Source organism: Zobellella iuensis (assembly GCF_016746085.1).
Lineage (GTDB): Bacteria > Pseudomonadota > Gammaproteobacteria > Enterobacterales > Aeromonadaceae > Oceanimonas > Oceanimonas iuensis.
Genome location: NZ_JAERTZ010000002.1, coordinates 132,016 through 154,490 on the forward strand (window position 1 = coordinate 132,016; position 22,475 = coordinate 154,490).

Sequence of the window (22,475 nt, forward strand, 5' to 3'; positions counted from 1 at the left end):
ATGAGCGCCTCTTCGTCCTCCATGGTCGATCCCAACTTCATCTACAAGCGGATCCTGACCTACGCCGTGCTGGTGCTGCTGGCCTACGTGTTCCTGTTTCCGCTGCTGTTCATGGTGATCTCCTCGTTCAAGCCCCAGCAGCAGATCTTCACCGATCTCTACTCGATCCGCGCCCTGCTGCCGGTGGGGGAGGTCTCCCTCGACAACTACCGGGCGGTGTTCCGCAAGAGCGCCATCGAGACCATGTTCCTCAACTCGGTGATCATCACCGGCACCACAGTGGTGCTGGGCCTGCTGGTCAACAGCCTGGCGGCCTTCGCCCTGAGCCGGCTGCGCTGGAAGGGGCAGCAGTTGATGCTGACCCTGGTGATAGCGCTGCTGATCATCCCCTTCGAGGCCATCTCGGTGCCGCTGCTGATGCTGGTGGCGCACCTGCCCTGGGTCGGCTGGGAAAACGGCCAGTTCGTGCTGCACGGCTCCTGGCTCAACAGCCTGCAGGTGCAGATACTGCCGATGGTGGCCAACGCCTTCTCCATCTTCCTGTTCTACCAGTTCTTCCGGGACATCCCGAAAGACTTCGACGAGGCGGCGGCCATCGACGGCGCCAGCCCCTGGCAGATCTACTGGAAGGTGATAGTGCCCATGTCCTGGCCGGTGTTCGCCACCGTGGCCATACTGCAGTTCCTGCACATGTGGAACCAGTACCTCTGGCCCATCATGGTGGTGCAGGGCGAGGCCGCCCGGCCGCTGCAGCCGGGCATCCAGCAGTTCTTCGGCACCACCACCGAGTGGGGCGAAATCATGGCCTACGCCAGCATGGTGACGGTCCCGGTATTGATTGTGTTCCTGGCGTTCCAGAAGCGGTTCGTCCGCAGCATGGCCAGCGCCGGCGTTAAAGGATAAGGAGAATCGAGATGACCAAACAGGACCCCTACCGTCCGCTGTTCCACTTCACCCCGGCCTTCGGCTGGATGAACGACCCCAATGGCCTGGTGTACCACAGGGGCGAATTCCACCTCTGCTACCAGTACTACCCCATGGACACCGTCTGGGGGCCCATGCACTGGGGCCACGCGGTGAGCCGGGATCTGCTGAGCTGGGAGCACCTGCCCATCGCCCTGGCGCCGGACGCCGCGGGCATGTGCTTCTCCGGCACCGCCATCGCCGATGCCGCCAACAGCACCGGCCTGGTGGGGCCCGAAGGGGGGCTGCTGGCCTACTACACCATCGCCGCCGAGAAAAGCGAGGGCGACCGGGACTTTCCCCAGTCCCAGGGGCTGGCCTACAGCACCGACGGCGGCCGCCGCTGGCAGCGCTATGCCGGCAACCCGGTGCTGCCCAACCCGGGGCTGCAGGATTTTCGCGATCCCAAGGTGTTCTGGCACGCGCCCAGCCAGCACTGGATCATGGTGGTGACCCTGGGCCAGAAGGTGGGCATCTACCGTTCCGCGGACGGCCTGGACTGGCGCTTCTGCTCCGAGTTCGGCGAAGGGGAGGGTGCCCACGATCACCTGGCCTGGGAATGCCCGGATCTGTTCGAGATCCCGGTGGAAGGCAGCGACGAGAGCCGCTGGATCCTGATCGTCGGCATCCAGCGCCAGGCCTATGCCCCCGGCTCCGGCACCCAGTATTTCGTGGGCCGCTTCGACGGCGAGCGCTTCGTCAATGACAACACGGCCGACACCGTACTGTGGCTGGACCATGGCCGCGACTACTACGCCAGCCAGACCTGGGCCGATGTACCGGCCGAGGACGGCCGCCGCCTGGTGCTGGGCTGGATGAGCTGCTGGCCCTACGCCAACCAGACCCCCACCGGCCACTGGCGCTCGGCCATGAGCCTGCCCCAGACCCTGACCCTGAAGGCCACCGACCAGGGGCTGCGCCTGCACCGGGCCTTCGTGGCCGAGCTGGAAGCCTTCGAGCGGCCGGAGCGGGTACTGGCCTGCGGCGAGCATGGGGCCGGCGAACTGCTGGCCGCCGACTGGCCCGAGGCGGCCCGGCTGCAGCTGGCGTTTGAGCTGGCGGAAGGGAGCGAGCTGCGCATCAGCCCCACCGAGGAGGCGGACTTTATCCTGTTCCGCCGGGACGGCCGCCTGGGCCTGCGCAGCCGGCGCCGGGGCCGGATCGGGGTGGCGGAATTCGACGAGCACTACCCCCACGACTACGATCTGGATCTGGGCGCCCCTCGTCCGCTCAGCCTGGACCTGCTGCTGGATCGCTGCTCGGCGGAGCTGCTGCTGGACGACGGCCACTACGGCATGACCCAGCTGCTGTTCGGCGACAGCCCCCGCCGCTGCCGGCTGGAGGTGGAACGGGGCAGCCTGGTGCTGGAGCAGGGACACTGGCTCGGCCTGAGCCGCGGCGCATAAGCGGAGGACGCGAACAATGGCGGATTTAGTACTGAACAAGGTGATCAAGCGCTTCGATGAGGTGCAGACCATCCACGGGGTGGATCTGGACATCCGCCACGGCGAGTTCGTGGTGTTCGTCGGCCCCTCGGGCTGCGGCAAGTCGACCCTGCTGCGCATGATCGCCGGGCTGGAGACGGTAAGCGGGGGCGACATCATCATCGACAACCAGAGGGTCAACGAGGTGTCACCCTCGGAGCGGGGCATCGCCATGGTGTTCCAGTCCTACGCTCTCTACCCGCACATGACGGTGCGCGACAACATGAGCTTCGGCCTGCGCCTGGCGAAGAAGAGCAAGGCGGAGATCGAGCAGCGGGTGGGCGATGCCGCCCGCATCCTCAAGCTGGAGCACCTGCTCGACCGGCTGCCCAAGCAGCTGTCCGGCGGCCAGCGCCAGCGGGTGGCCATCGGCCGCACCATAGTGCGCAACCCCAAGGTGTTCCTGTTCGACGAGCCCCTGTCCAACCTGGACGCCGAGCTGCGGGTGCAGATGCGGGTGGAGATCTCCAAGCTGCACGAGCAGCTGGGCAACACCATGGTCTACGTGACCCATGATCAGGTGGAGGCCATGACCATGGCCGACAAGATAGTGGTGCTGCGCGACGGCCGGGTGGAGCAGGTGGGGGCGCCGCTCGAGCTCTACCACAACCCGGTAAACCAGTTCGTGGCCGGCTTTATCGGCTCGCCGCGGATGAACTTCCTCAACGCCGAGGTGGTGGCGGCCGAGGGCCGGCAGGCCCGGCTGCGGCTGAGCGGCGGCGAGCGCTTCGAGCTGGCCCTGGATCGGGAGGCGACGGTGGGAGAGGTGCTGCTGCTGGGCATCCGGCCCGAGCACCTGCTGGTGGACGAGCCGGCGGACGTCAGCCTGACGCTGGCAGTGGAGGTGGTGGAAGCCCTGGGCGGCAGTACCTTCGCCTACAGCCGCTACGCCGGCGAGGACGAGGTGGTGGTGGTGACCGACGGCGGCCACCTGATCCGCCGGGGCAGCAGCATCCAGGTCGGCTTCCGGCTGGAGCACCTGCACCTGTTCGACACCAGCGAGGGCTGTTGCAGCCTGCTGCAGCAGCAGAAGGCACCGCGGGTGGCCAAGATACTGGCCGCTGCCTGATAACCTGTTTACGCCCTTTGCGAGGCTGTCTATTGCGGCTCAGGGAAGAGACAACAGGGCTACCTCCGCCGACACGCTTCGGGACCTGACACTCGCCGTTTCAGCCTGCTGCGAACATTCGCTGGATGTTCGGTCAGGCTGAAACGACTCGTCACGGCGAGCAAGCTCACCCCCTGTGACGCTCGGCACATGCCATCCCTGGCATGTGACGGTCGGTGGAGGCAATCCCTGTTGCCTCTTTTCAGCCCCGGCGCCGTTTTAGGGGGGAGTCAGCAGGCGGCGGCGAACGATACGGAGGACAAAGGGAACGGCTCCGCCGACCCTCCGCGCCAGGGAGGGCGCGGCGGAGCCTCCATGGATGGATTTACGGCGTGTCGGCGGAGTTGGCCCTTTGGCCGACTTATGCGGTCATGACAACGGCGTTGTCATCAAGCGAAACGGCGCCCTTGGGCGCCGTTTTGTCAGTGTTCCCGGGTCTTGCGGAACTGGATATCCGGGTAGCGTTCCTGGGTCAGGTTGAGGTTGACCATGGTGGGGGCGATGTAGGTGAGGTTGTCGCCGCCGTCGAGCGCCAGGTTGAGGGACACCTTGCGCTGGAACTCGTCCAGCTTCTTGGGATCCTTGCAGTACACCCAGCGGGCGGTGGACACGTTCACCGCCTCGTACAGGGCGTCCACGTTGTATTCGGACTTGAGCCGGGCCACCACCACGTCGAACTGCAGCACGCCCACGGCGCCCACGATCAGATCGTTGTTGTCGAGCGGGCGGAACACCTGCACCGCGCCTTCCTCGGAGAGCTGCACCAGCCCCTTGAGCAGCTGCTTCTGCTTGAGCGGGTCACGCAGCCGGATACGGCGGAACAGCTCGGGGGCGAAGTTGGGGATGCCCGAGAACTTGAGATCCTCGCCCTGGGTGAAGGTGTCGCCGATCTGGATGGTGCCGTGGTTGTGCAGGCCGATGATGTCGCCGGCATAGGCTTCCTCCGCCCGTTCCCGGTCGCCGGCCATAAAGGTCACGGCGTCGGAGATGTTGACCAGCTTGCCGATGCGCACATGCTTCATCTTCATGCCCTGGCTGTACTTGCCGGACACGATGCGCATAAAGGCGATGCGGTCCCGGTGCTTGGGATCCATGTTGGCCTGGATCTTGAACACGAAGCCGGAGAACTTCTCTTCCGAGGCCTCCACTTCCCGCTCGTGGGTCTGCCGCGGCATGGGCGCCGGCGCCCATTCGGTGAGGCCGTCGAGCATGTGATCCACGCCGAAGTTGCCGAGCGCGGTGCCGAAGAACACCGGGGTCAGCTCGCCGGACAGGAACAGCTCCCGGTCGAACTCGTGGGAGGCGCCCATCACCAGCTCCAGCTCCTCGCGCAGCTGGGCGGCGAAGTCGTCGCCGATGGCCTGGTCCAGCTCGGGGTTGTCCAGGCCCTTGACGATGCGCAGCTCCTGGATGGTGTGGCCCTGGCCGGACTGGTAGAGGACGGTCTCGTCCCGGTGCAGGTGGTAGACCCCCTTGAACAGCTTGCCGCTGCCGATGGGCCAGGTAATGGGCGCGCACATGATGTTGAGCTCGGTTTCCACCTCGTCCAGCAGCTCCATGGGATCGCGGATGTCCCGGTCCAGCTTGTTCATAAAGGTGACGATGGGGGTGTCGCGCAGCCGGGTCACTTCCATCAGCTTGCGGGTACGGTCTTCCACGCCCTTGGCGGCGTCGATCACCATCAGGCAGGAGTCCACCGCGGTCAGGGTGCGGTAGGTGTCTTCCGAGAAGTCTTCGTGGCCGGGGGTGTCGAGCAGGTTCACCAGGCGGTCGTTGTAGGGGAACTGCATCACCGAGGTGGTGACCGAGATGCCCCGCTCTTTTTCCATCTCCATCCAGTCGGACTTGGCGTGCTGGTTCGAACCCCGGCCCTTGACGGTGCCGGCGGTCTGGATGGCGCGCCCGTGCAGCAGCACTTTTTCGGTGATGGTGGTCTTACCCGCATCCGGGTGCGAGATGATGGCGAAAGTACGGCGCTTGGCCACTTCCTGCTGGAATGATGATGACATGGTCGGCGATCTTCTAGGTTGATGAGGGAGCGGGGGCAACAGACAAGGGCCTTGCTCACCGGCGACAGATAAACGGCCGCTATTGTCCCCGATCCGCGGCCGATCCTCAATCGGCAGATCATCACCATTCATCTTCGGCCGGGGTACGGCTACGGCCTTACCGCCTGCGACACGTACTGGGCCAGCGCGGCGATCTGCTCGGGCGACAGGCTGTCCTTGAAGGCCGGCATGATGCCCACGCCGTTGGTGACGGCCTGCACCACTTGCGCTTCGGTGGGCTTGAGTTCGTCGAGGCTGGGCCCTATCTGGCCTTCGGCTCCGGCGTCCTTCAGGCTATGGCAGAGGGCGCAGGAGGGCTGGGCCAGCTCCAGGAACACCCGTTTGCCGGCCTCGGGATCGCCTTCGGCCAGCGCCGGCAGGCAGAGGGCCAGGCCGAGAAGGCTGGCGGTCGGTCGCCACATGGCAGCTCCTTGATGTTGTGGTAAGGGGCAGGCGAGCGCCTGCCCGCCCGGCCTCAGGCGACGGTGAGGGTCACGCCGTGATCCTTCCAGCCGTTGTGGCCATAGCCCTGGTCGTTGTCGGTGCGCTCTTCCGGCTGCACCTGGCCCTGGTCGTCCTTGGCCCGGCTGACCAGGCGGTACTCGCCCGGCGCCAGTTCGGTCGCCAGCACGAAGGGGCGCCAGGCGAAGCGGCCCAGATCCGGTCCGAGCAAGCGCGCCTCGGCCCAGCGGCTGCCGCCATCCACCGACACCTCGACCCCGGCCAGGCCGTGCACGCCGCCGAAGGCCACGCCGTAGATCAGGGTGCGGCCGGGGCTGGCCGAGGTCAGCGGCGAGGTCACCCAGGACTTGACCGGCATCTCCCACATGGAGGGCTGCTCCGGTGAACCCGGCTCTCCCAGCTCCCGCATCCGGTAACCGGTGGCCTGGATGGCGGCATCGGTCTGCCCGGCGGTAAAGGCAACCTGGCGCACGTACTTGACGTTGTTGACCCCGTAGTAGCCGGGGATCACCAGCCGCACCGGGCCGCCGTGGGCCAGGGACAGGGGCTCGTCGTTCATTTCCCACACCAGCAGGGCCTGCTCCAGGGCCGCCAGCGGCACCGAGCGTTCCACCATGACCGACTTGGGATCCAGGCCGGCGGGGATGGTCTCGCCGCCGGTGCCGGTGAGGTAGTTCATGCCCTCGGCCACGCCGCCCAGCTCGCGCACCAGCTCGCGCAGCGGTACCCCGGTCCAGGCCACGCAGCCGGCGGCGCCTACCGTCCAGGGCGTGCCGCTGGCGCCGTGGGCAAAGAAGGCCCGGCCGTTGCCGGAACACTGCAGCACGCTGACCACCGTCTCCACGCCGATGCGTTTCAGCTCCGCCAGGGTGAGGGCTCGGGGATGGTTGACGCCGGTGATGTTCACCTCCCAGCCCTCGCTATCCTGCATGATACCGGCGTCGGGGGCGGGCAGATTGTTGCGCACGAACAGCCGGTCGCTGGGGGTGAGCACCCCGCGGCCGATGGCGTCGCGCCGGGTTTCCAGGGTGTTGGCGCTGTGCACTATCAGGGCATCGGCGTTTTTCCAGCCGACATAGTCCGGCAGCGGCGATCCCTGGGCCCAGGCGCGGGGAGCCAGGCCAACCAGGCTGGCGCCGGCCAGCAGACCGGCGCCACCCAGCAGCAACTGGCGACGTTCGGGGTTGAGGGGGCCGGCGGCGCCGGATGTGATGTCGGTTTGATGGGGGGGGAATGCGGACACGACCAATCTCCTTATGGTTGCGCGTTGAGCAGCCGCGGACGGCTGCACGGACTCTATAAAGGTCTATGCCCTGGTTAAAAAAGTGTCAATCAACAAAAGCTTTATTAACAAAATCTGATGTGCGCCCGGGTTCAAGCCGGCGCCGCTTGCCGCTATGATCCGTTTTCTACGTCGATACACGGGGTCCACCCATGTCACGCTCATACTGCCGCGGCTGCCGTTTGCCGCAGAATGCCTGCCTGTGCGCCGCCGTGCACCGCCAGCCCTGTCCCTTGCCGGTGGTGGTGCTGCAGCATCCTTCCGAGGCGAGGCATGCCAAGAGCACGGTGCCCTTGCTGCAACTGGGCCTGAGTGGACTCAGGGTCGAGGTGGCGGAAACCATGGCGCCCCCAGCGGGAAACTGGTGGCTGCTGTATCCCGGTGGGAACGCGATTGATCTGGACGATGGCGGGCCGGGCCCGGAGGTGCCGATAGACGGGCTTATCGTGCTGGACGGTACCTGGCGCAAGAGCCGCCGCCTGTTGTATCTCAATCCCTGGCTGCAGCATCTGCCGAGGCTCAGCTTCAGCCGGGCGCCGGCGGGCCGCTACGCCATCCGCAAGGGGCCGGGTGGCCAGGCGCTGTCTACCCTGGAAAGCCTGGCCCATGTGCTGCACAGGCTGTCCTGCCACTTCGATCCCCGGCCGTTGTACCGGCTGCTGGACGTTCGCGTTGCGCTGTTTCAGGTCCATCAACCGCGGAGGGAAGGGGAGGAGTCCCTGGACTAACCCTTTCACCAAGAATAGGGTACCGTTAGGAACCTATTTTCAGTGTATACAAGAATCGGCACACGAGTCCCGATACCTTATCGCCCATTTTTCTCCTCCGCCCCTCGGCGGATCCGCTATTCTGGGATCGGATCTCGCCCGTGGCCTGGCTCCGGCCGCCATGGACGGTACCGAGGTGGCTTGGGTGGTTGTAAAGTGTCAATATACTGATATGTATGGTTTTTTATGCGTATCCGTAGATTTTTAAGACCGGGAATTCGGTGCTGGAAATAAATTTCTTGTTAAATAACATTGACAATCATCATATAATTGAAAAAAATCAAACCACAAATTGTCAACATTTTAAAATTTAAACTGTATACAGTTTGAAGCAAGAAGGCAGCGCATGTGGTCTCAGCTCCCGCCCAAGCAGGCAGGGCATCTGTTTCGATGCGCTAGGGTCTAAGTAATAAATATGAAACAGAGAAGGTAATACCATGGAAGCGTATCTGCTGGAATTTGGTAACTTGTTGCTGAGATGGCTGCACGTCATTGCCGCCGTCGCCTGGATAGGTGAGTCCATCTACTTCGTGATGCTGGACAACGGCCTGAAGCCGCCCAAGTCGGAAGAATGCAAGAAGAAGGGCGTGTTCGGCGAGATGTGGGCCGTGCACGGCGGTGGTTTCTACCACAACCAGAAATATGCCACCAGCCCGGAAAAACTGCCGGACGACCTGCACTGGTCGTTCTGGAAGTCCTACACCACCTGGCTGTCGGGCTTTGCCCTGTTCGCCCTGCTGTACATGACCAACCCCAGCTTCTACCTGGTCAACCACAGCTCCGCCTGGGAGTGGGCCGCCAACATGACCGGCTGGCAGGCCAACGTCGTGGCCCTGGTGTTCCTGGCCTCGGGCTGGGTTGTGTACAACGAGCTGTGCAAGCGCATCAGCCCCAACATGGAACGCGACGGCGTGCTCAGTATCGCCGTGGCGGTGATGATGGTGGTGGTCGCCTACCTAAGCACCCAGATCTTCTCCGGCCGGGCCGCCTTCCTGATCACCGGTGCCGTCATGGCCACCGCCATGTCCGCCAACGTGTTCTTCTGGATCATCCCCGGCCAGCGCCGCATGGTGAAAGCCTTGAAAGCCGGTGAGACCCCGAACCCGATCGACGGCAAGCGCGGCAAGCAGCGCTCGGTGCACAACACCTATTTCACCCTGCCGGTGCTGTTGCTGATGCTGAGCAACCACTACTCCTTCACCTATAACCATCCCCAGGCCTGGGTGATCATGACGCTGTTCATCTTCGCCGGCGCCCTGATCCGTCAGTACTTCGTGCTGATGCACTCCGGCCAGCACAAGCCGGCCTACCCGGCGGTGGGGGTGCTGCTGATCCTGGCGGTGGTGTGGGTTGCCGCGCCCGTCAGCCAGGCGCCGGCCGCGGTCTCTGCGCCGGTCTCCGGTGAAGTGGCCGAAGACGGTGTCGAGGTTCAGGCCGCCCCCGAGGTCACCCTGGCCCAGGTGCAGGGCATCATGGAGGCCCGTTGCGTGCAGTGCCACGCGGCCCAGCCGACCCAGGCCGGTTTCCCCTCTGCGCCTGCCGGCATGATGCTGGAGACCGAGCAGCAGACCCGGCACCTGGCGCGCCAGATCAAGCAGGTGGTGGCCAACGGCTACATGCCGCTGGCCAACCTGACCCAGATGACCGACGAGGAACGGGCCCTGATCGCGGCCTGGAGCGGCAACTAAGCTTTTCCCGCGTTGTTATCCCTTGCAAAGCCCGCGTCTCGCGGGCTTTGCCGTTTGGGCTTCAGCGGTTAAGCTGGGTTTATGTTTCCGTCACCCCCCTGTCCCATGCTGCTGACCGACAGCCACTGCCATTTCGACTTCGCCGCCTTCGACGACGACAGGCCCGGCCATTGGCACCGGGCCAGGGCGCTCGGCGTGCACCGGCTGGTGATCCCGGGGGTGGAAGAGGCGCAATGGCCGCGCCTGCCCCTGTTGTGCCGGTCACTACCCGGTGTCTACTACGCCCTGGGGCTGCATCCCTGGTTTGTGGCGCGGGCTTCTTCCAATTGGCAGCGGCAACTGGTACAGGCCCTGGAGCAGGCCGACAGCCGCTGTGTCGCCCTGGGTGAGATGGGGTTGGACGGAGCCATCGAGCTGCCGATGGCGCGGCAGGAAGAGGTACTGCTCGTTCAGCTCAGACTGGCCCGGGAACGGGAGCTGCCGGTGATACTGCACAGCCACAAGACCCACGACCTCCTGCTGAAATGGCTGCGCCGCCATCCGCCCAGGGGGGGCGTGGTGCACGGCTTTTCCGGCTCATTGCAGCAGGCGCAAGCCTTCTGGCAACTGGGTATTCACCTCGGGGTGGGCGGTACCATCACCTACCCGAGGGCCAGCAAGACCCGCCATACCCTGGCCACCATGCCGGTGGACGCCCTGGTGCTGGAAACCGACGCCCCCGACATGCCCCTGTGCGGCTTTCAGGGCCGGCCCAATACACCCGAACGGCTGCCGCTGGTGCTGGCCACGCTGGCGGAACTGCGCCGGCAGGAGCAGGACATCCTGGCGGTACAACTCGAACGGAACGTTTCCCGGCTGTTCGGCTGGTCCTGACGGCGCCCTCAAGAAAAACGTTTTCGTTCTAAAAACCATAATTTTATTGCCTTTTTGCTCGATTATTGCACCCATTTTCCTATTCTGTTCTCAGCGAACTCGTATAATCCCGCCCAACTGACAATGACTGTCGGGCTTTTGTTTTTAGCTGCTACTGAAAGGATAGAACTATGACGTTGATCATGAGTTTGGTGGGGATGGCGACATTAATCCTTATCGCCATACTGTTTTCGAGCAATCGCAGCGCCATCCGGCTGCGCACCGTGGGCGGTGCCTTCGCCATCCAGGCCGGCCTGGGCGCCTTCGTGCTTTACGTACCCGTGGGCAAGGACATACTGCAGTCCATCTCCGCCGGTGTGTCCCAGGTCATTTCCTATGCCAACGACGGCATGGGCTTCCTGTTCGGTGGCCTGGTGGGTGATGCCGCCTTCAGCAGCGGGCTCGGCTTCATCTTCGCCCTGCGGGTGTTGCCGGTGATCATCTTCTTCTCCTCGCTGATCGCCGTGCTCTACTACCTGGGCATCATGCAGTGGGTGATCCGCATCCTGGGCGGCGCCCTGCAGAAGGTGCTGGGCACCTCCCGTACCGAGTCCATGTCCGCCACCGCCAATATCTTCGTGGGCCAGACCGAAGCCCCGCTGGTGGTGCGTCCCTTTATTTCCAAGATGACCGACTCCGAGCTGTTCGCGGTGATGTGCGGCGGCCTGGCCTCGGTGGCCGGCTCGGTGCTGGCCGGTTATGCCTCCATGGGCGTGCCCATGGAATACCTGATTGCCGCTTCCTTTATGGCGGCCCCCGGCGGCCTGCTGTTCGCCAAGCTGATCATGCCCGAGACCGAAACCCACGAGGTGGACGAGTCCCAGGCCGACGCCGATATTCCGGCAGAAGAACGTCCCGCCAATATCATCGACGCCGCCGCCTCCGGCGCCACCTCCGGCATGATACTGGCGATGAATGTGGGCGCCATGCTGCTCGCCTTTATCGGCCTGATCGCGCTGATCAACGGCATGCTGGGCGGCGTCGGCGGTTGGTTCGGCATGGATAACCTGAGCCTGGAGCTGCTGCTCGGCTGGCTGTTCTCGCCCCTGGCCTTCCTGCTGGGCGTGCCCTGGGAAGAGGCCACCATCGCCGGCTCCTTTATCGGCCAGAAACTGGTGGTCAACGAATTCGTGGCCTATATCAACTTCGCCCCCTACCTCAGCAACGAACTGCTGGTGGAAAGCACCGGCCAGGCCATGTCCGACCACACCAAGGCGATCATCTCCTTCGCCCTGTGCGGCTTCGCCAACCTGTCCTCCGTCGCCATCCTGCTCGGCGGCCTGGGCGGCATGGCGCCGAACCGCCGCCACGACATCGCCCGCTTCGGCCTCAAGGCGGTGCTGGCCGGCACCCTGTCCAACCTGATGTCCGCCACCCTCGCCGGTTTCTTCCTGGCCTTGGCGGCACTGTAAAAGGATTAGGCGAGCCCTTTCCCCGGTCTGTTGATGAGTCACCCGGCAGCCACTGCCGGTTGGCGGAGAGGTCAAAGGGAACGGCTCCGCCGACCCTCCGCGCCATGGACGGCGCGGCGGAGCCCCCATGGATGGGTTCACGGCGTGTCGGCGGAGTTGGCCCTTTGGCCGACTTGCTCGGCAGGTATCAGCAACAGCCGGATATGTCGGCCGCCACTATTTGCGGTTAAACGGATTTAAACTGTCTTCAAGGAACCAAGTCCGCTCGTTCACACCTTGTGAAGACTGGAGAAGCAAATGACAGAGATACACACCGCAGCCCGCCAGGCCCTGGGCCTGATGGATCTGACCACCCTCAACGACGACGACACCGACGCCAAGGTGATCGCCCTGTGCCGACAGGCGGTCACCCCGGCCGGCAACACCGCCGCCATCTGCATCTATCCGCGCTTTATTCCCGTGGCCCGCAAGGCCCTGCGTGAGCTGGGCGTGGAAGGCCAGGTGAAGATCGCCACCGTCACCAACTTCCCCCACGGCAACGGCGACATCGAGATCGCCGAGCGGGAAACCCGCGCCGCCGTGGCCTACGGTGCCGACGAAGTGGACGTGGTCTTTCCCTACCGCGCCCTGATGGCCGGCGACGAGCGGCTGGGCCTCGAACTGGTGCGTGCCTGCAAGGCCGCCTGCGGCGAGGTGCTGCTCAAGGTCATCATCGAAAGCGGCGAACTGAAGGAGCCGGCGCTGATCAAGCGCGCCTCCGAGCTGGCCATCGAGGGCGGTGCCGACTTTATCAAGACCTCCACCGGCAAGGTGGCGGTCAACGCCACCCTGGAATCCGCCGACATCATGCTCAAGGTGATCCGCGACTGTGGCAAGGACATCGGCTTCAAGCCCGCCGGCGGCGTACGCACCGCCGAAGAGGCCCGGCAGTACTTGCAACTGGCCGCCAGTATCATGGGCTCCAACTGGATTAGCCCCGCCCATTTCCGCTTCGGCGCCTCCAGCCTGTTGGCCAATTTGCTGCATACTTTGGGTGAAAGCGACAAGGGTGCCACCGAAGGAGGCTACTGATGCTGCCCCAGGAAATCATCCGCCACAAGCGCGACGGCCTGGCGCTCGGCGCCGAGGAAATCGCCTTTTTCGTCAAGGGCATTGCCGACGGCAGCATCAGTGAGGCCCAGATCGGCGCCTTCGCCATGGCGGTGTACTTCAACGACATGGACGACGCGGAGCGCATCAGTCTGACCCTGGGCATCCGCGACTCGGGCGAGGTGCTGGACTGGTCCGGTGCGGGCCTGAACGGCCCGGTGCTCGACAAGCACTCCACCGGCGGGGTGGGCGATCTGGTGTCTTTGGTGCTGGGGCCCTGGGTGGCCGCCTGCGGCGCCCATGTGCCCATGATCTCCGGCCGTGGCCTGGGCCACACCGGCGGCACTTTGGATAAGCTCGAGTCCATTCCCGGCTATAACATCATGCCCTCCAACACCGACTTCCGCCGGCTGGTGAAAGAGGTGGGGGTGGCCATCATCGGCCAGACCGGCAGCCTGGCCACCGCCGACAAGCGGCTGTACGGGGTGCGGGATGTCACCGCCACCGTCGAGTCCATTCCGCTGATCGTCGCCTCCATCCTCGGCAAGAAGCTGGCCTGCGGCCTGGACGCCCTGGTGATGGACGTGAAGATGGGCTCGGGCGCCTTTATGGCCACGGCGTCGGCGTCGCGGGAGCTGGCGGAAGCCATAGTGACCGTGGCCAACGGCGCCGGCACCCCCACCTCGGCCCTGCTCACCGACATGAGCCAGGTGCTGGCCAGCTGTGCCGGCAACGCGGTGGAAGTGGCCGAGGCCATCGCCATGCTCAAGGGCGACATCCGCCAGGGCCGTCTCTACGAGGTGACCGAAGCGCTGGCGGTGGAAATGCTGCTGGCGGGCCGCCTGGCCGACGATGAAAACGACGCCAGGGGCAAGCTTTACGGCACCCTGAGTTCGGGGGCCGCCGCCGAACGCTTCGAGCGGATGGTGGCCGGGCTCGGCGGGCCCGCCGATATTCTCACCGGCTTCGAGCGTCACCTGCCCCGGGCGCCGGTGATCCGCCCGGTGCTGGCCGAGGCGGAAGGCTATATCGTCGACATGGATACCCGCGATATCGGCATGGCGGTGGTCGGGCTGGGTGGCGGCCGGCGCCGGGCCGACGATGTGATCGATCACAGCGTCGGCCTGACCGCCATCGCCGGTATCGGTGACAAGATAGAGGTCGGCACACCGCTTGCGACCATCCATGCCCGCAGCGAGGACGATTTCGCCCAGGCGGCGGAGCAGCTGCGCCGGGCTATGATGCTGGGCGAACAACGGGAAGAGGCGCCCCATATGATTTATGACGTGATCCGTCAGCGGGAGGCAGAATGAAACGCGCAATAGTACTGGTACTGGATTCCTTCGGCATCGGCGCCGCGCCCGATGCGGCCCAATTCGGCGACGAAGGCGCCGACACCCTGGGCCATATCGCCGCCGTCTGTGCCCGGGGCGAGGCAGACAACGGCCGTCGGGGGCCGCTCCGGCTGCCCAACCTGGGCCGGCTCGGCCTGTTCCACGCCCATGCCGAAAGCACCGGCCGGGTGGCCGAAGGCGTGGCCCTGCCCGCCGAGGTGACGGGCAGCTACGGCTACGCCCGGGAGCTGTCCTCCGGCAAGGACACCCCCTCCGGCCACTGGGAAATTGCCGGGGTGCCGGTGCTGTTCGACTGGGGTTATTTCAGCGACACCGAGCACAGTTTTCCCCAGGCGCTGCTCGACGAACTGGTCGACAAGGCCGGGCTGCCGGGCATTCTCGGCAACTGCCACGCCTCCGGCACCACCATCCTCGAGCAACTGGGCGAAGAGCATGTGCGCAGCGGCAAGCCCATCTGCTACACCTCGGCGGACTCGGTGTTCCAGATAGCCTGCCATGAAGACAGCTTCGGCCTGGAGCGGCTCTATGAAGTGTGCGAGCTTGCCCGCGAACTGCTGATGCCCTACAACATCGGCCGGGTCATCGCCCGCCCCTTCAAGGGCAGGAGCGCCGCCGACTTCGAGCGCACCGGCAACCGCCGCGACTACAGCATAGCGCCGCCGGCGCCGACGGTGCTGCAGAAGCTGGTGGAGGAGAACAACGGCGAGGTGGTGTCCATCGGCAAGATCGCCGACATCTACGCCCACTACGGCATCACCCGCAAGGTCAAGGCCAACGGCCTGGACGCCCTGTTCGACGCCACCCTGGCGGAAGTGCAGCGGGCCGGCGACGACACCCTGGTCATGACCAACTTCGTCGACTTCGACTCCAGCTACGGCCACCGCCGCAACGTGACCGGCTACGCCGCCGCCCTGGAGGCCTTCGATCGCCGCCTGCCCGAGCTGCTGGCCATCATGCAGCCGGATGATCTGCTGATCATGACCGCCGATCACGGCTGCGACCCGACCTGGACCGGCACCGATCACACCCGTGAGCATATCCCGGTGATCTGCCTGGGTGGCGGCCTCGCGGCCGGCTCCCTGGGTGGGCGCGAGACCTTTGCCGATATCGGCCAGTCCCTGGCGGCCTATTTCGGCACCAGCCCCATGGATTACGGCAAGTCATTTTTAGGGCCTGTTTGATATCTGGTGTACTCGGCCAAAGCGCACTGTTCCGCCGACACGCCGTGGGACCTGATACTCGCCATTTCGGCCTGCTGCGAACATTCACTGGATGTTCGGTCAGGCCGAAATGGCTCGTCACGGCGAGCAAGCTCGCCCCCTGGGGGCTCCGCCGCGCCATCCCTGGCGCGGAGGGTCGGCAGAACAGCACCCTTTGTCCTTCCCCGGAGCGTCGGTGTCGCTTGCCGACGTTACCCTCGGGCCGCGGCGGGGATTGAAAGAGGCAACAGCAGTGGCCGCGGTGCGGCAGCAATGATTTCAGTTTTGATGTAACCGACAAGATTAACGAGGAATATTATGGCTACTCCACATATCAACGCCGAACGCGGCGATTTCGCCGATACCGTACTGATGCCCGGCGATCCGCTGCGCGCCCAGTACATCGCGGACACCTTCCTGTCCGACGTCAAGCTGGTGAACAAGGTACGCAATATGCTCGGCTTCACCGGCAGCTACAAAGGCCGGCGGATTTCGGTGATGGGCCACGGCATGGGCATCCCCTCGGTGTCCATCTACGCCAAGGAACTGATCACCGAGTTCGACGTGAACACCCTGATCCGCATCGGCTCCTGCGGCGCCGTGCGCGACGACGTCAACTTGCGTGACGTGGTGATTGGCCTGGGTGCCAGCACCGACTCCAAAGTCAACCGTATCCGCTTCAAGGATCACGACTTCGCCGCCATCGCCGACTTCGAGCTGGTGGCCAACGCGGTGGCGGCGGCCAAGGCCAAAGGCGTACCGGTCAAGGTGGGTAATATCTTCTCGGCGGATCTGTTCTATTCGCCCCAGGCGGATCTGTTCCAGCTGATGAAGGACTACGGCATCCTGGGGGTGGAGATGGAAGCGGCGGGCCTGTACGGCGTGGCCGCCGAGTTCGGCGCCCGGGCCCTGACCATTTGCACCGTATCCGACCACATACTGCGCCACGAGGCGCTGAGCGCCGACGAGCGCCAGACCAGCTTCAACGACATGATGGAAGTGGCGCTGGAGTCGGTATTGCTGGGCGACTCAGCCTGAACTCCCTTCGGGAGGCGGGTCTTCCGCCTCCTGGCGTTTAAACCGGCCGCGCCAGCGGCCGAGTCCCAGCCCCAGCAAGATCCCCAACAGCAAAGACAGGGGCAGCAGCCAGCCCAGATGACGCAGCAGTTGCTGCCAGAGGCTGTTGTGTTGTTCCGTAAACAGCGATGGTATCAGGGCCAGGTGCAGAAAACCCACCGGCCTGTCTTCCTGATACAGCGGCCGGATATAAGGCAGGGGGCCGTCTCCGGCGATATCGCCGGCCTCCGCCAACAACTGGCCGCCACCGTCATAAAGTCGTACCGACACCACCAGGCCGGCACCGACCAGTTCATCCACCAGCTGTTGCTGGCTTTCCGCATCGTCGGTCAGCAGGGTGCGTACCGCCTGGGGCTCCGCATAGTCGGCCAGGGGCCCGGCCAGGGCGCGCTGGGGCAGGACTTGCCAGCGCTGGCCGAGTTCGTTCACTTTCAGCAATTGCCAACCGGCGGCCAGCGCCAGCAGCACGACCAGCAGCAGGGGCAGGGATTTGGACATGAAAGGGCTCTTTTTGCGCATAACGGCCAATATTGTCCCTTGCCTGGCGAAAAAGCAATACGTTACCCTGAGTGCCGGTTATTTGTGAATGTGTGAATTAAAGGAATCCCAAGTGGCACTGTTAATGGATGTATTACCCGAGAAGGTTCGTGACTGGACGGATGTGCTGGCCTCCGGCGCCCATGTGTGGCAACAGGGGCGCCTGGCCCCGGGGCAGCTTGCCACTGCCGACGGGCACCTGGTCCTGCTGGCGGAACAACTGGAAAAAGCGGCCCTGCACCACAGCCTGCTTATCTTGGATGACGAAGGGATCGAGGTGGAAGTGTCCGCGGTGAAGGTGGTGGCCGGGCGGGATCTGCTGAGCCTGCGCCTGTCGGCCTGGTCGCCGCTGCTGAAGTCGCGCCTGCAGCAGGTTGCCCAGGGCTGGGATCTGGCCTGTGTGCCGGTTTTGCCCAGCGCCGCGCAGCCGGGATTGGTGCTGATGGACATGGATTCCACCGCCATCCAGATCGAATGTATCGATGAAATCGCCGCCCTGGCCGGCGTGGGGGACGAAGTCTCTGCCATCACCCGGGCGGCGATGGAAGGCGCTCTGCCGTTTTCCGAAAGCCTGCGCCGTCGGGTGAAGGCGCTGGCCGGTGCCGATGCCGCCATTATCGACCAGGTGATCGGCCGCATGCCGCTGATGCCCGGCCTGACCGAGCTGGTTGCCGGCCTCAAGCAGATGGGCTGGAAGGTGGCCATCGCCTCCGGCGGCTTTACCCCCTTCGCCTGCCACCTGCAAGAGACCCTGGCGCTGGATGCGGTGTTTGCCAATACCCTGGAGATCCGCGACGGCAAGCTCACCGGCGAAGTGCTGGGCGCCATCGTGGACGCCGAGGCCAAGGCCAACATCCTGGTCGACCTGGCCCATGAACATGGCATTCCCATCAGCCAGACCGTGGCCATCGGCGACGGTGCCAACGATCTGCTGATGCTGGCCCAGGCCGGGCTGGGGGTGGCCCTGCATGCCAAGCCCCTGGTGCAGGAAAAGGCGCCGGTCTGCCTTAACCGGCTGAGCCTGGAAGGGGTGCTGGGGCTGCTGCAGGCCCATTGAGGGTCTGCCGCCACCTGACCATGTCGGTGATATCGAACACCTGGCAGAGCGCTGCCAGCTCCGCCAGTTGCTGCTCCAGCAGCTGGGTCTTGTGCAGGGCGGCCTGGGTCAGGCTGTCCCACTCGGGCACGAAGTAGTCGATCTGGCGCAGCTGCAGCCGGTTGAGGACCAGCAGACTGACCCGCAGCTTCCCGGCATGGTGCGGACTGAGCAAAAAGGCGCGCCTGTCGGGGTCCGGATCGATCAGTTGCCATTGTTTGTTGCTGCCGTCGACGGCGGCGGCGGTCCAGATTTCCATGGTCAGGTGGCTTTTGCCGTCCGGGCGCAGCAGGGCGGTAATGAGCGACTGCAACAATTGCCGTGAAACCAGCCGGCTGAAGTGGGCCTGCTGGTACTCGTTGGACATAAATGACATCAGTGCCTGTTGGGCCAGGCAGGCGATGGCCCCCTGCACATAAAAACCGCTGTCGTTTCGCCCCAGCATAAAGGTGGGGGACGGCGGTTGCTGCAAGGCCTGGCGATTGAGCCAAGTCAGCCAGGCCGGCCGGTGATGGGTATCCGGACGGGCGCGCAGCTTATCCTGATTCTGTTCGAGCAGCGCCGAGAAGAACTGGTACCCCGAGTGCGCCTCTTGTGAACCTTCAATATGCAGGTGCAGTATCTTGCCGTCACCACTCTGGTTCACTATCCGGTAGGGCAGGTTTTTCAGTTTCCACTGGCGGCTGCGCTGACCCAGCTCGGTCAGGCTGACACTGACCAGGCAGGGCAGATCGAGCCGCTCGGCATGGTGCAAGGATATCTTCAGGCCGCTGTTCGACAGATCTTCGGTCTGGCCCTGTATCGTCCGCCCGCCGATGTTGAGTTCGATGCCGCTCTGGTACTTGAAGCGGGTCTCCTGTCGTTTGGAGGCCTGCAGCCCCAGGGGCGTGATGTTCACCGTCCGGACTCTGGCGTTGCGGATAAAAGGAGCCAGTTGCTGGATTTTGACCTCGGCCGACACCGGAGTGAGCAGGGGGGGCATGGGGGTCAGCCAGATATGCCATTTCAGCCGCTGCAACCGGGCAAGCCCCTGGCGATCGAGGGCTTCTATCGCCTGATCGGTAAAGGTGAGCGGACGAAGGGTCAGGTAGTAGCTTTGCAGGGTACCGCTTCTCAGCCCTTCGTTCACGAATACCGAATAGGCCTGCCGCTGTTCCAGCTCATGTTGATCGGCCACGAAATAGAAAGTCTGGCTCTGGCCCTGGTGGCGGAAACTGTACAGCAGCAGCGGTTGCAGCGGCTGCTGGCCCATCTGCAGTACCCGCTCCGGGGATAACAGGGTCGAGAGCAGGTCGGCGGCCGTCTGTTGCCGCCATTGCGCCAGGGTCTTGTGGCCATGGCGATTGGCGAGCACTTCCTGCAGCTCCCCCTGTTCATCAAAAAACAGTGACAGGCTGAGGCTGGTCTCGAGCAGGGCATTGCCCCAGCATTGGGCCAGAACAGTGTCGTACAGGTCTTCCGCGTCCAGGCCGTAGCGGGGGCGGCTCTGGTCGATAAACTGCTGCAAAGCCTGTTGCCAGTCGGCATCTTCTTCCATCCGCTGCATCTTGAGGCGGGAGGGATCCTCCTGGCTCTGGGTCAGTCGATAGCGTTTGGGGTTGGCCAGGCAACTCAGTCCGGGCTGGTGCGCCAACTCGGGCAGGGACACCGGCACCTGTTCCGGCAGGGGGCGGGGCTCGGCCAGCTGTGCCAGCAGGCCGCCTGCCGAAATATCCAGGCTGTTGGCCTTGAGCTGCCCTTCCGGCAGGTGCAGCAATATGGGCGTGACGAAGCGCAGCCGGCTTTCCTTGCGGCGGGTGCCCATGGACGGCAGGTGCCAGGGGAGGGGATTGAACTGGGAGGGCAGTTTGCGCAGGGCCGCCAGCTCGGCGATCAGGGTTTCGTAAAGCCCCCGGGTATATTCGCCGTTATAACTGCCCAATAGCTTGTGAAAGCGCGTATCCAGTGACGCCGGCAACATATGATCCAGCCCCTGGTGGCGCACCAGCCGGCACTGCTCCGGAAACAGGCTGCGCAGATCCAGCACCCGCAGGCAGGGGCTGGTGAGACGGCGTACTTCCGCTTGCAGCTGGAAACGGGTGGTGCCGTCGGCCTCGGGCAGCAGATTCTCCAGCAGCCCTTCCAGATCATGATGATAGCTGAGAGGAACCAGTTTATTGAGCAGGGATTTATAGGGGCTGAGATCCATCTTGGCTTTGGGTTGAGTAGGCGAAAAACTTGGTCCAGTATAACAGCTCGTTAATGAATGAGTGAGCAAGCATGGCCAAGTCCAAAACTGCCTTTGTCTGTGGCGAGTGTGGCGCCGAGTTTCCCCGCTGGCAGGGCCAGTGTTCCGAATGCAAGGAATGGAACACCATCAGTGAGATCCGCCTGGCGCCTGCCAGCTCTGCCGGTCGTAACAGCCGTTTTGCCGGTTATGCCGGGGTGCAGGACAACAAGGTGCAAACCCTGGATGAAATTGCACTGACCGAGATCCCCCGTATCGGCAGCGGCTTCAAGGAGCTGGATCGGGTGCTGGGCGGTGGCCTGGTGCCCGGCTCGGCCATCCTGATCGGGGGTAACCCGGGGGCGGGCAAGAGCACCCTGTTGCTGCAGGTGATGTGTGGCCTGGCCAGCAGGATGAAGACCCTCTATGTCACCGGCGAGGAGTCGTTGCAGCAGGTGGCGATGCGGGCCCAGCGGCTGGGGCTGCCCAAGGATCAGCTGCGCATGCTGTCGGAAACCAGTGTCGAACAGATCTGTCATGTCGCCCGGGAAGAGCGACCGGCGGTGATGGTGATCGACTCCATCCAGGTGATGCACGTGGCCGAGGTGCAGTCGGCGCCGGGCTCGGTATCCCAGGTACGGGAAGCGGCGGCCCAGCTGACCCGTTTCGCCAAGCAGCAGGGGGTGGTGATCCTGATGGTGGGCCATGTCACCAAGGACGGTACCCTGGCCGGGCCCAAGGTGCTGGAGCATTGCATCGACTGTTCGGTGTTGCTGGACGGTGCCGCCGACAGCCGCTTCCGTACCCTGCGCAGCCACAAGAACCGCTTCGGGGCGGTGAATGAGCTGGGGGTGTTCGCCATGACCGAGACCGGCATGAAGGAAGTGAGCAACCCCTCCGCCATTTTCCTCAGCCGGGGCGAAGAGCAGACCACCGGCTCGGTGGTGATGGTGATCTGGGAAGGGACCCGGCCGTTGCTGGTGGAGCTGCAGGCGCTGGTGGATTACTCCCAACTGGCCAATCCGCGCCGGGTGACGGTGGGCCTGGAGCACAACCGGCTGGCGCTGCTGCTGGCGGTGCTGCACCGTCACGGCGGCATGCAGATGGCGGATCAGGATGTGTTCGTCAACGTGGTCGGCGGGGTACGGGTGGAGGACACCAGTGCCGATCTGGCGTTGCTGCTGGCGTTGGTGTCCAGCTTTCGCGACCGGGCCCTGCCCCAGGAACTGGTGGTGTTCGGCGAGGTGGGACTGTCGGGCGAAATCCGCCCGGTGCCCTCGGGCCAGGAGCGACTGATGGAAGCGGCCAAGCACGGCTTCACCCGCGCCATAGTGCCCTGGTCCAACAGGCCCAAGCAGGCGCCGGCGGGCATGGAGGTGATCGCGGTGAAGAAGCTGGAAGAAGCGCTGGCGGCGCTTTAGTCCTCGTTCACCAACTGGGCGAACTGGCGCTGCAACAGCTCGTCGTTACCCAGGTTCAGCTCCACCAGCCGGCGCAGATGGGCGGCGCTGTCGATATCCATGCGCCGGCATTCCAGCCCGATACAAACGCCATGATGGTGGCGCTGGCTGGTATGCATGATGATGCGCTGGCCATGGCCGTCCAGATCGAGCACCAGCTCGAACTCGTCGCCGTTCTGTCCGGCCCAGCCTTCGTCCACCATGGCCAGGGCGCCGTGCAGGGACAGGTCTTGAACCAGGGCATGGTGGTTATGGCCGGCGCCATCGACAAGCCAGGCTTTGGCCTGGAGCCCGATTCGGGAAAACAGTCTGCGCTCAGCCATGGTCGGC

Annotated in this window: 19 protein-coding genes; 13 read left to right on the forward strand and 6 right to left on the reverse strand. The window is 64.4% G+C overall.

Annotation, left to right across the window (positions count from 1 at the left end; genetic code table 11):
- From JKV55_RS01130 to JKV55_RS01140, 3 genes are read left to right on the forward strand one after another with little or no spacing between them, the layout of a single operon-like run.
- Window positions 1-903, forward strand: coding sequence for a carbohydrate ABC transporter permease (locus tag JKV55_RS01130; RefSeq protein WP_202081906.1), 903 nt, complete (start codon window positions 1-3; stop codon window positions 901-903).
- Window positions 904-914: 11 nt separating this feature from the next.
- On the forward strand, window positions 915-2,369 hold the full coding sequence (locus JKV55_RS01135; RefSeq protein ID WP_202081907.1) for a glycoside hydrolase family 32 protein: 1,455 nt from the start codon (window positions 915-917) through the stop codon (window positions 2,367-2,369).
- A 16-nt stretch (window positions 2,370-2,385) separates the two neighbouring features.
- The gene (locus JKV55_RS01140) at window positions 2,386-3,516 is read left to right on the forward strand and encodes an ABC transporter ATP-binding protein (protein ID WP_202081908.1); all 1,131 of its coding nucleotides are present in this window, start codon (window positions 2,386-2,388) and stop codon (window positions 3,514-3,516) included.
- A gap of 461 nt (window positions 3,517-3,977) precedes the next feature.
- Here JKV55_RS01140 and prfC read toward each other — a convergent pair whose 3' ends face one another.
- The 3 genes from prfC to sorT all read right to left on the reverse strand — a co-directional run bounded on the left by prfC (window position 3,978) and on the right by sorT (window position 7,308).
- A complete protein-coding gene (prfC, locus tag JKV55_RS01145) occupies window positions 3,978-5,564 on the reverse strand; it encodes a peptide chain release factor 3 (RefSeq protein ID WP_202081909.1) in 1,587 nt (528 codons plus the stop codon).
- Window positions 5,565-5,713: 149 nt separating this feature from the next.
- The gene (sorU, locus tag JKV55_RS01150) at window positions 5,714-6,025 is read right to left on the reverse strand and encodes a SorU family sulfite dehydrogenase c-type cytochrome subunit (protein ID WP_202081910.1); all 312 of its coding nucleotides are present in this window, start codon (window positions 6,023-6,025) and stop codon (window positions 5,714-5,716) included.
- 53 nt (window positions 6,026-6,078) lie between these two features.
- Complete coding sequence (sorT, locus tag JKV55_RS01155) at window positions 6,079-7,308, reverse strand: SorT family sulfite dehydrogenase catalytic subunit (RefSeq protein ID WP_202081911.1); 1,230 nt, start codon at window positions 7,306-7,308, stop codon at window positions 6,079-6,081.
- 191 nt (window positions 7,309-7,499) lie between these two features.
- On the opposite strand from sorT, the gene JKV55_RS01160 reads away from it, so the two are divergent.
- The 8 genes from JKV55_RS01160 to deoD all read left to right on the forward strand — a co-directional run bounded on the left by JKV55_RS01160 (window position 7,500) and on the right by deoD (window position 16,807).
- On the forward strand, window positions 7,500-8,075 hold the full coding sequence (locus tag JKV55_RS01160; protein ID WP_202081912.1) for a tRNA-uridine aminocarboxypropyltransferase: 576 nt from the start codon (window positions 7,500-7,502) through the stop codon (window positions 8,073-8,075).
- A gap of 476 nt (window positions 8,076-8,551) precedes the next feature.
- A complete protein-coding gene (locus JKV55_RS01165) occupies window positions 8,552-9,802 on the forward strand; it encodes a urate hydroxylase PuuD (protein WP_202081913.1) in 1,251 nt (416 codons plus the stop codon).
- Between the two features lie 81 nt (window positions 9,803-9,883).
- Window positions 9,884-10,675: a TatD family hydrolase gene (locus tag JKV55_RS01170; protein WP_237332584.1), complete on the forward strand. Its 792-nt coding sequence runs from the start codon at window positions 9,884-9,886 to the stop codon at window positions 10,673-10,675.
- Between the two features lie 170 nt (window positions 10,676-10,845).
- Window positions 10,846-12,126 carry a NupC/NupG family nucleoside CNT transporter gene (locus JKV55_RS01175; RefSeq protein WP_202081914.1) on the forward strand — a complete coding sequence of 427 codons (1,281 nt, stop codon included), beginning with the start codon at window positions 10,846-10,848 and terminating at the stop codon, window positions 12,124-12,126.
- Window positions 12,127-12,423: 297 nt separating this feature from the next.
- On the forward strand, window positions 12,424-13,197 hold the full coding sequence (gene deoC, locus JKV55_RS01180) for a deoxyribose-phosphate aldolase (RefSeq protein WP_202081915.1): 774 nt from the start codon (window positions 12,424-12,426) through the stop codon (window positions 13,195-13,197).
- Window positions 13,197-14,528, forward strand: coding sequence for a thymidine phosphorylase (gene deoA / locus JKV55_RS01185; RefSeq protein ID WP_237332585.1), 1,332 nt, complete (start codon window positions 13,197-13,199; stop codon window positions 14,526-14,528). Before deoC ends, deoA begins: the two co-directional genes overlap by 1 nt.
- Window positions 14,525-15,751 carry a phosphopentomutase gene (locus JKV55_RS01190; protein ID WP_202081916.1) on the forward strand — a complete coding sequence of 409 codons (1,227 nt, stop codon included), beginning with the start codon at window positions 14,525-14,527 and terminating at the stop codon, window positions 15,749-15,751. Before deoA ends, JKV55_RS01190 begins: the two co-directional genes overlap by 4 nt.
- Before the next feature lie 336 nt (window positions 15,752-16,087).
- Window positions 16,088-16,807: a purine-nucleoside phosphorylase gene (deoD, locus tag JKV55_RS01195; protein WP_202081917.1), complete on the forward strand. Its 720-nt coding sequence runs from the start codon at window positions 16,088-16,090 to the stop codon at window positions 16,805-16,807.
- On the opposite strand, the gene JKV55_RS01200 is transcribed toward deoD, so the two are convergent.
- Window positions 16,799-17,344 carry a hypothetical protein gene (locus JKV55_RS01200; protein WP_202081918.1) on the reverse strand — a complete coding sequence of 182 codons (546 nt, stop codon included), beginning with the start codon at window positions 17,342-17,344 and terminating at the stop codon, window positions 16,799-16,801. The genes deoD and JKV55_RS01200 overlap by 9 nt on opposite strands.
- A gap of 118 nt (window positions 17,345-17,462) precedes the next feature.
- On the opposite strand from JKV55_RS01200, the gene serB reads away from it, so the two are divergent.
- A complete protein-coding gene (serB, locus tag JKV55_RS01205) occupies window positions 17,463-18,440 on the forward strand; it encodes a phosphoserine phosphatase SerB (RefSeq protein ID WP_202082011.1) in 978 nt (325 codons plus the stop codon).
- Here the strand turns inward: serB and JKV55_RS01210 are convergent.
- Window positions 18,391-20,667, reverse strand: a complete 2,277-nt coding sequence (locus tag JKV55_RS01210) for a PilZ domain-containing protein (RefSeq protein ID WP_202081919.1) — start codon at window positions 20,665-20,667, stop codon at window positions 18,391-18,393. The genes serB and JKV55_RS01210 overlap by 50 nt on opposite strands.
- 71 nt (window positions 20,668-20,738) lie before the next feature.
- On the opposite strand from JKV55_RS01210, the gene radA reads away from it, so the two are divergent.
- The gene (radA, locus tag JKV55_RS01215) at window positions 20,739-22,106 is read left to right on the forward strand and encodes a DNA repair protein RadA (RefSeq protein ID WP_202081920.1); all 1,368 of its coding nucleotides are present in this window, start codon (window positions 20,739-20,741) and stop codon (window positions 22,104-22,106) included.
- Here the strand turns inward: radA and JKV55_RS01220 are convergent.
- Window positions 22,103-22,468 carry a PilZ domain-containing protein gene (locus JKV55_RS01220; protein ID WP_202081921.1) on the reverse strand — a complete coding sequence of 122 codons (366 nt, stop codon included), beginning with the start codon at window positions 22,466-22,468 and terminating at the stop codon, window positions 22,103-22,105. The genes radA and JKV55_RS01220 overlap by 4 nt on opposite strands.
- Window positions 22,469-22,475 lie beyond the last annotated feature (7 nt).

Excerpts from the sequence above, each read along its gene's own strand:
- JKV55_RS01130 (WP_202081906.1), top strand. The coding sequence starts at position 1 with ATGAGCGCCTCTTCGTCCTCCATGGTCGATCCCAACTTCATCTACAAG.
- JKV55_RS01135 (WP_202081907.1), top strand. The coding sequence starts at position 915 with ATGACCAAACAGGACCCCTACCGTCCGCTGTTCCACTTCACCCCGGCC.
- JKV55_RS01140 (WP_202081908.1), top strand. The coding sequence starts at position 2,386 with ATGGCGGATTTAGTACTGAACAAGGTGATCAAGCGCTTCGATGAGGTG.
- prfC (WP_202081909.1), bottom strand. The coding sequence starts at position 5,564 with ATGTCATCATCATTCCAGCAGGAAGTGGCCAAGCGCCGTACTTTCGCC.
- sorU (WP_202081910.1), bottom strand. The coding sequence starts at position 6,025 with ATGTGGCGACCGACCGCCAGCCTTCTCGGCCTGGCCCTCTGCCTGCCG.
- JKV55_RS01160 (WP_202081912.1), top strand. The coding sequence starts at position 7,500 with ATGTCACGCTCATACTGCCGCGGCTGCCGTTTGCCGCAGAATGCCTGC.
- JKV55_RS01165 (WP_202081913.1), top strand. The coding sequence starts at position 8,552 with ATGGAAGCGTATCTGCTGGAATTTGGTAACTTGTTGCTGAGATGGCTG.
- JKV55_RS01170 (WP_237332584.1), top strand. The coding sequence starts at position 9,884 with ATGTTTCCGTCACCCCCCTGTCCCATGCTGCTGACCGACAGCCACTGC.
- JKV55_RS01175 (WP_202081914.1), top strand. The coding sequence starts at position 10,846 with ATGACGTTGATCATGAGTTTGGTGGGGATGGCGACATTAATCCTTATC.
- deoC (WP_202081915.1), top strand. The coding sequence starts at position 12,424 with ATGACAGAGATACACACCGCAGCCCGCCAGGCCCTGGGCCTGATGGAT.
- deoA (WP_237332585.1), top strand. The coding sequence starts at position 13,197 with ATGCTGCCCCAGGAAATCATCCGCCACAAGCGCGACGGCCTGGCGCTC.
- JKV55_RS01190 (WP_202081916.1), top strand. The coding sequence starts at position 14,525 with ATGAAACGCGCAATAGTACTGGTACTGGATTCCTTCGGCATCGGCGCC.
- deoD (WP_202081917.1), top strand. The coding sequence starts at position 16,088 with ATGGCTACTCCACATATCAACGCCGAACGCGGCGATTTCGCCGATACC.
- JKV55_RS01200 (WP_202081918.1), bottom strand. The coding sequence starts at position 17,344 with ATGTCCAAATCCCTGCCCCTGCTGCTGGTCGTGCTGCTGGCGCTGGCC.
- JKV55_RS01210 (WP_202081919.1), bottom strand. The coding sequence starts at position 20,667 with ATGGATCTCAGCCCCTATAAATCCCTGCTCAATAAACTGGTTCCTCTC.
- radA (WP_202081920.1), top strand. The coding sequence starts at position 20,739 with ATGGCCAAGTCCAAAACTGCCTTTGTCTGTGGCGAGTGTGGCGCCGAG.
- JKV55_RS01220 (WP_202081921.1), bottom strand. The coding sequence starts at position 22,468 with ATGGCTGAGCGCAGACTGTTTTCCCGAATCGGGCTCCAGGCCAAAGCC.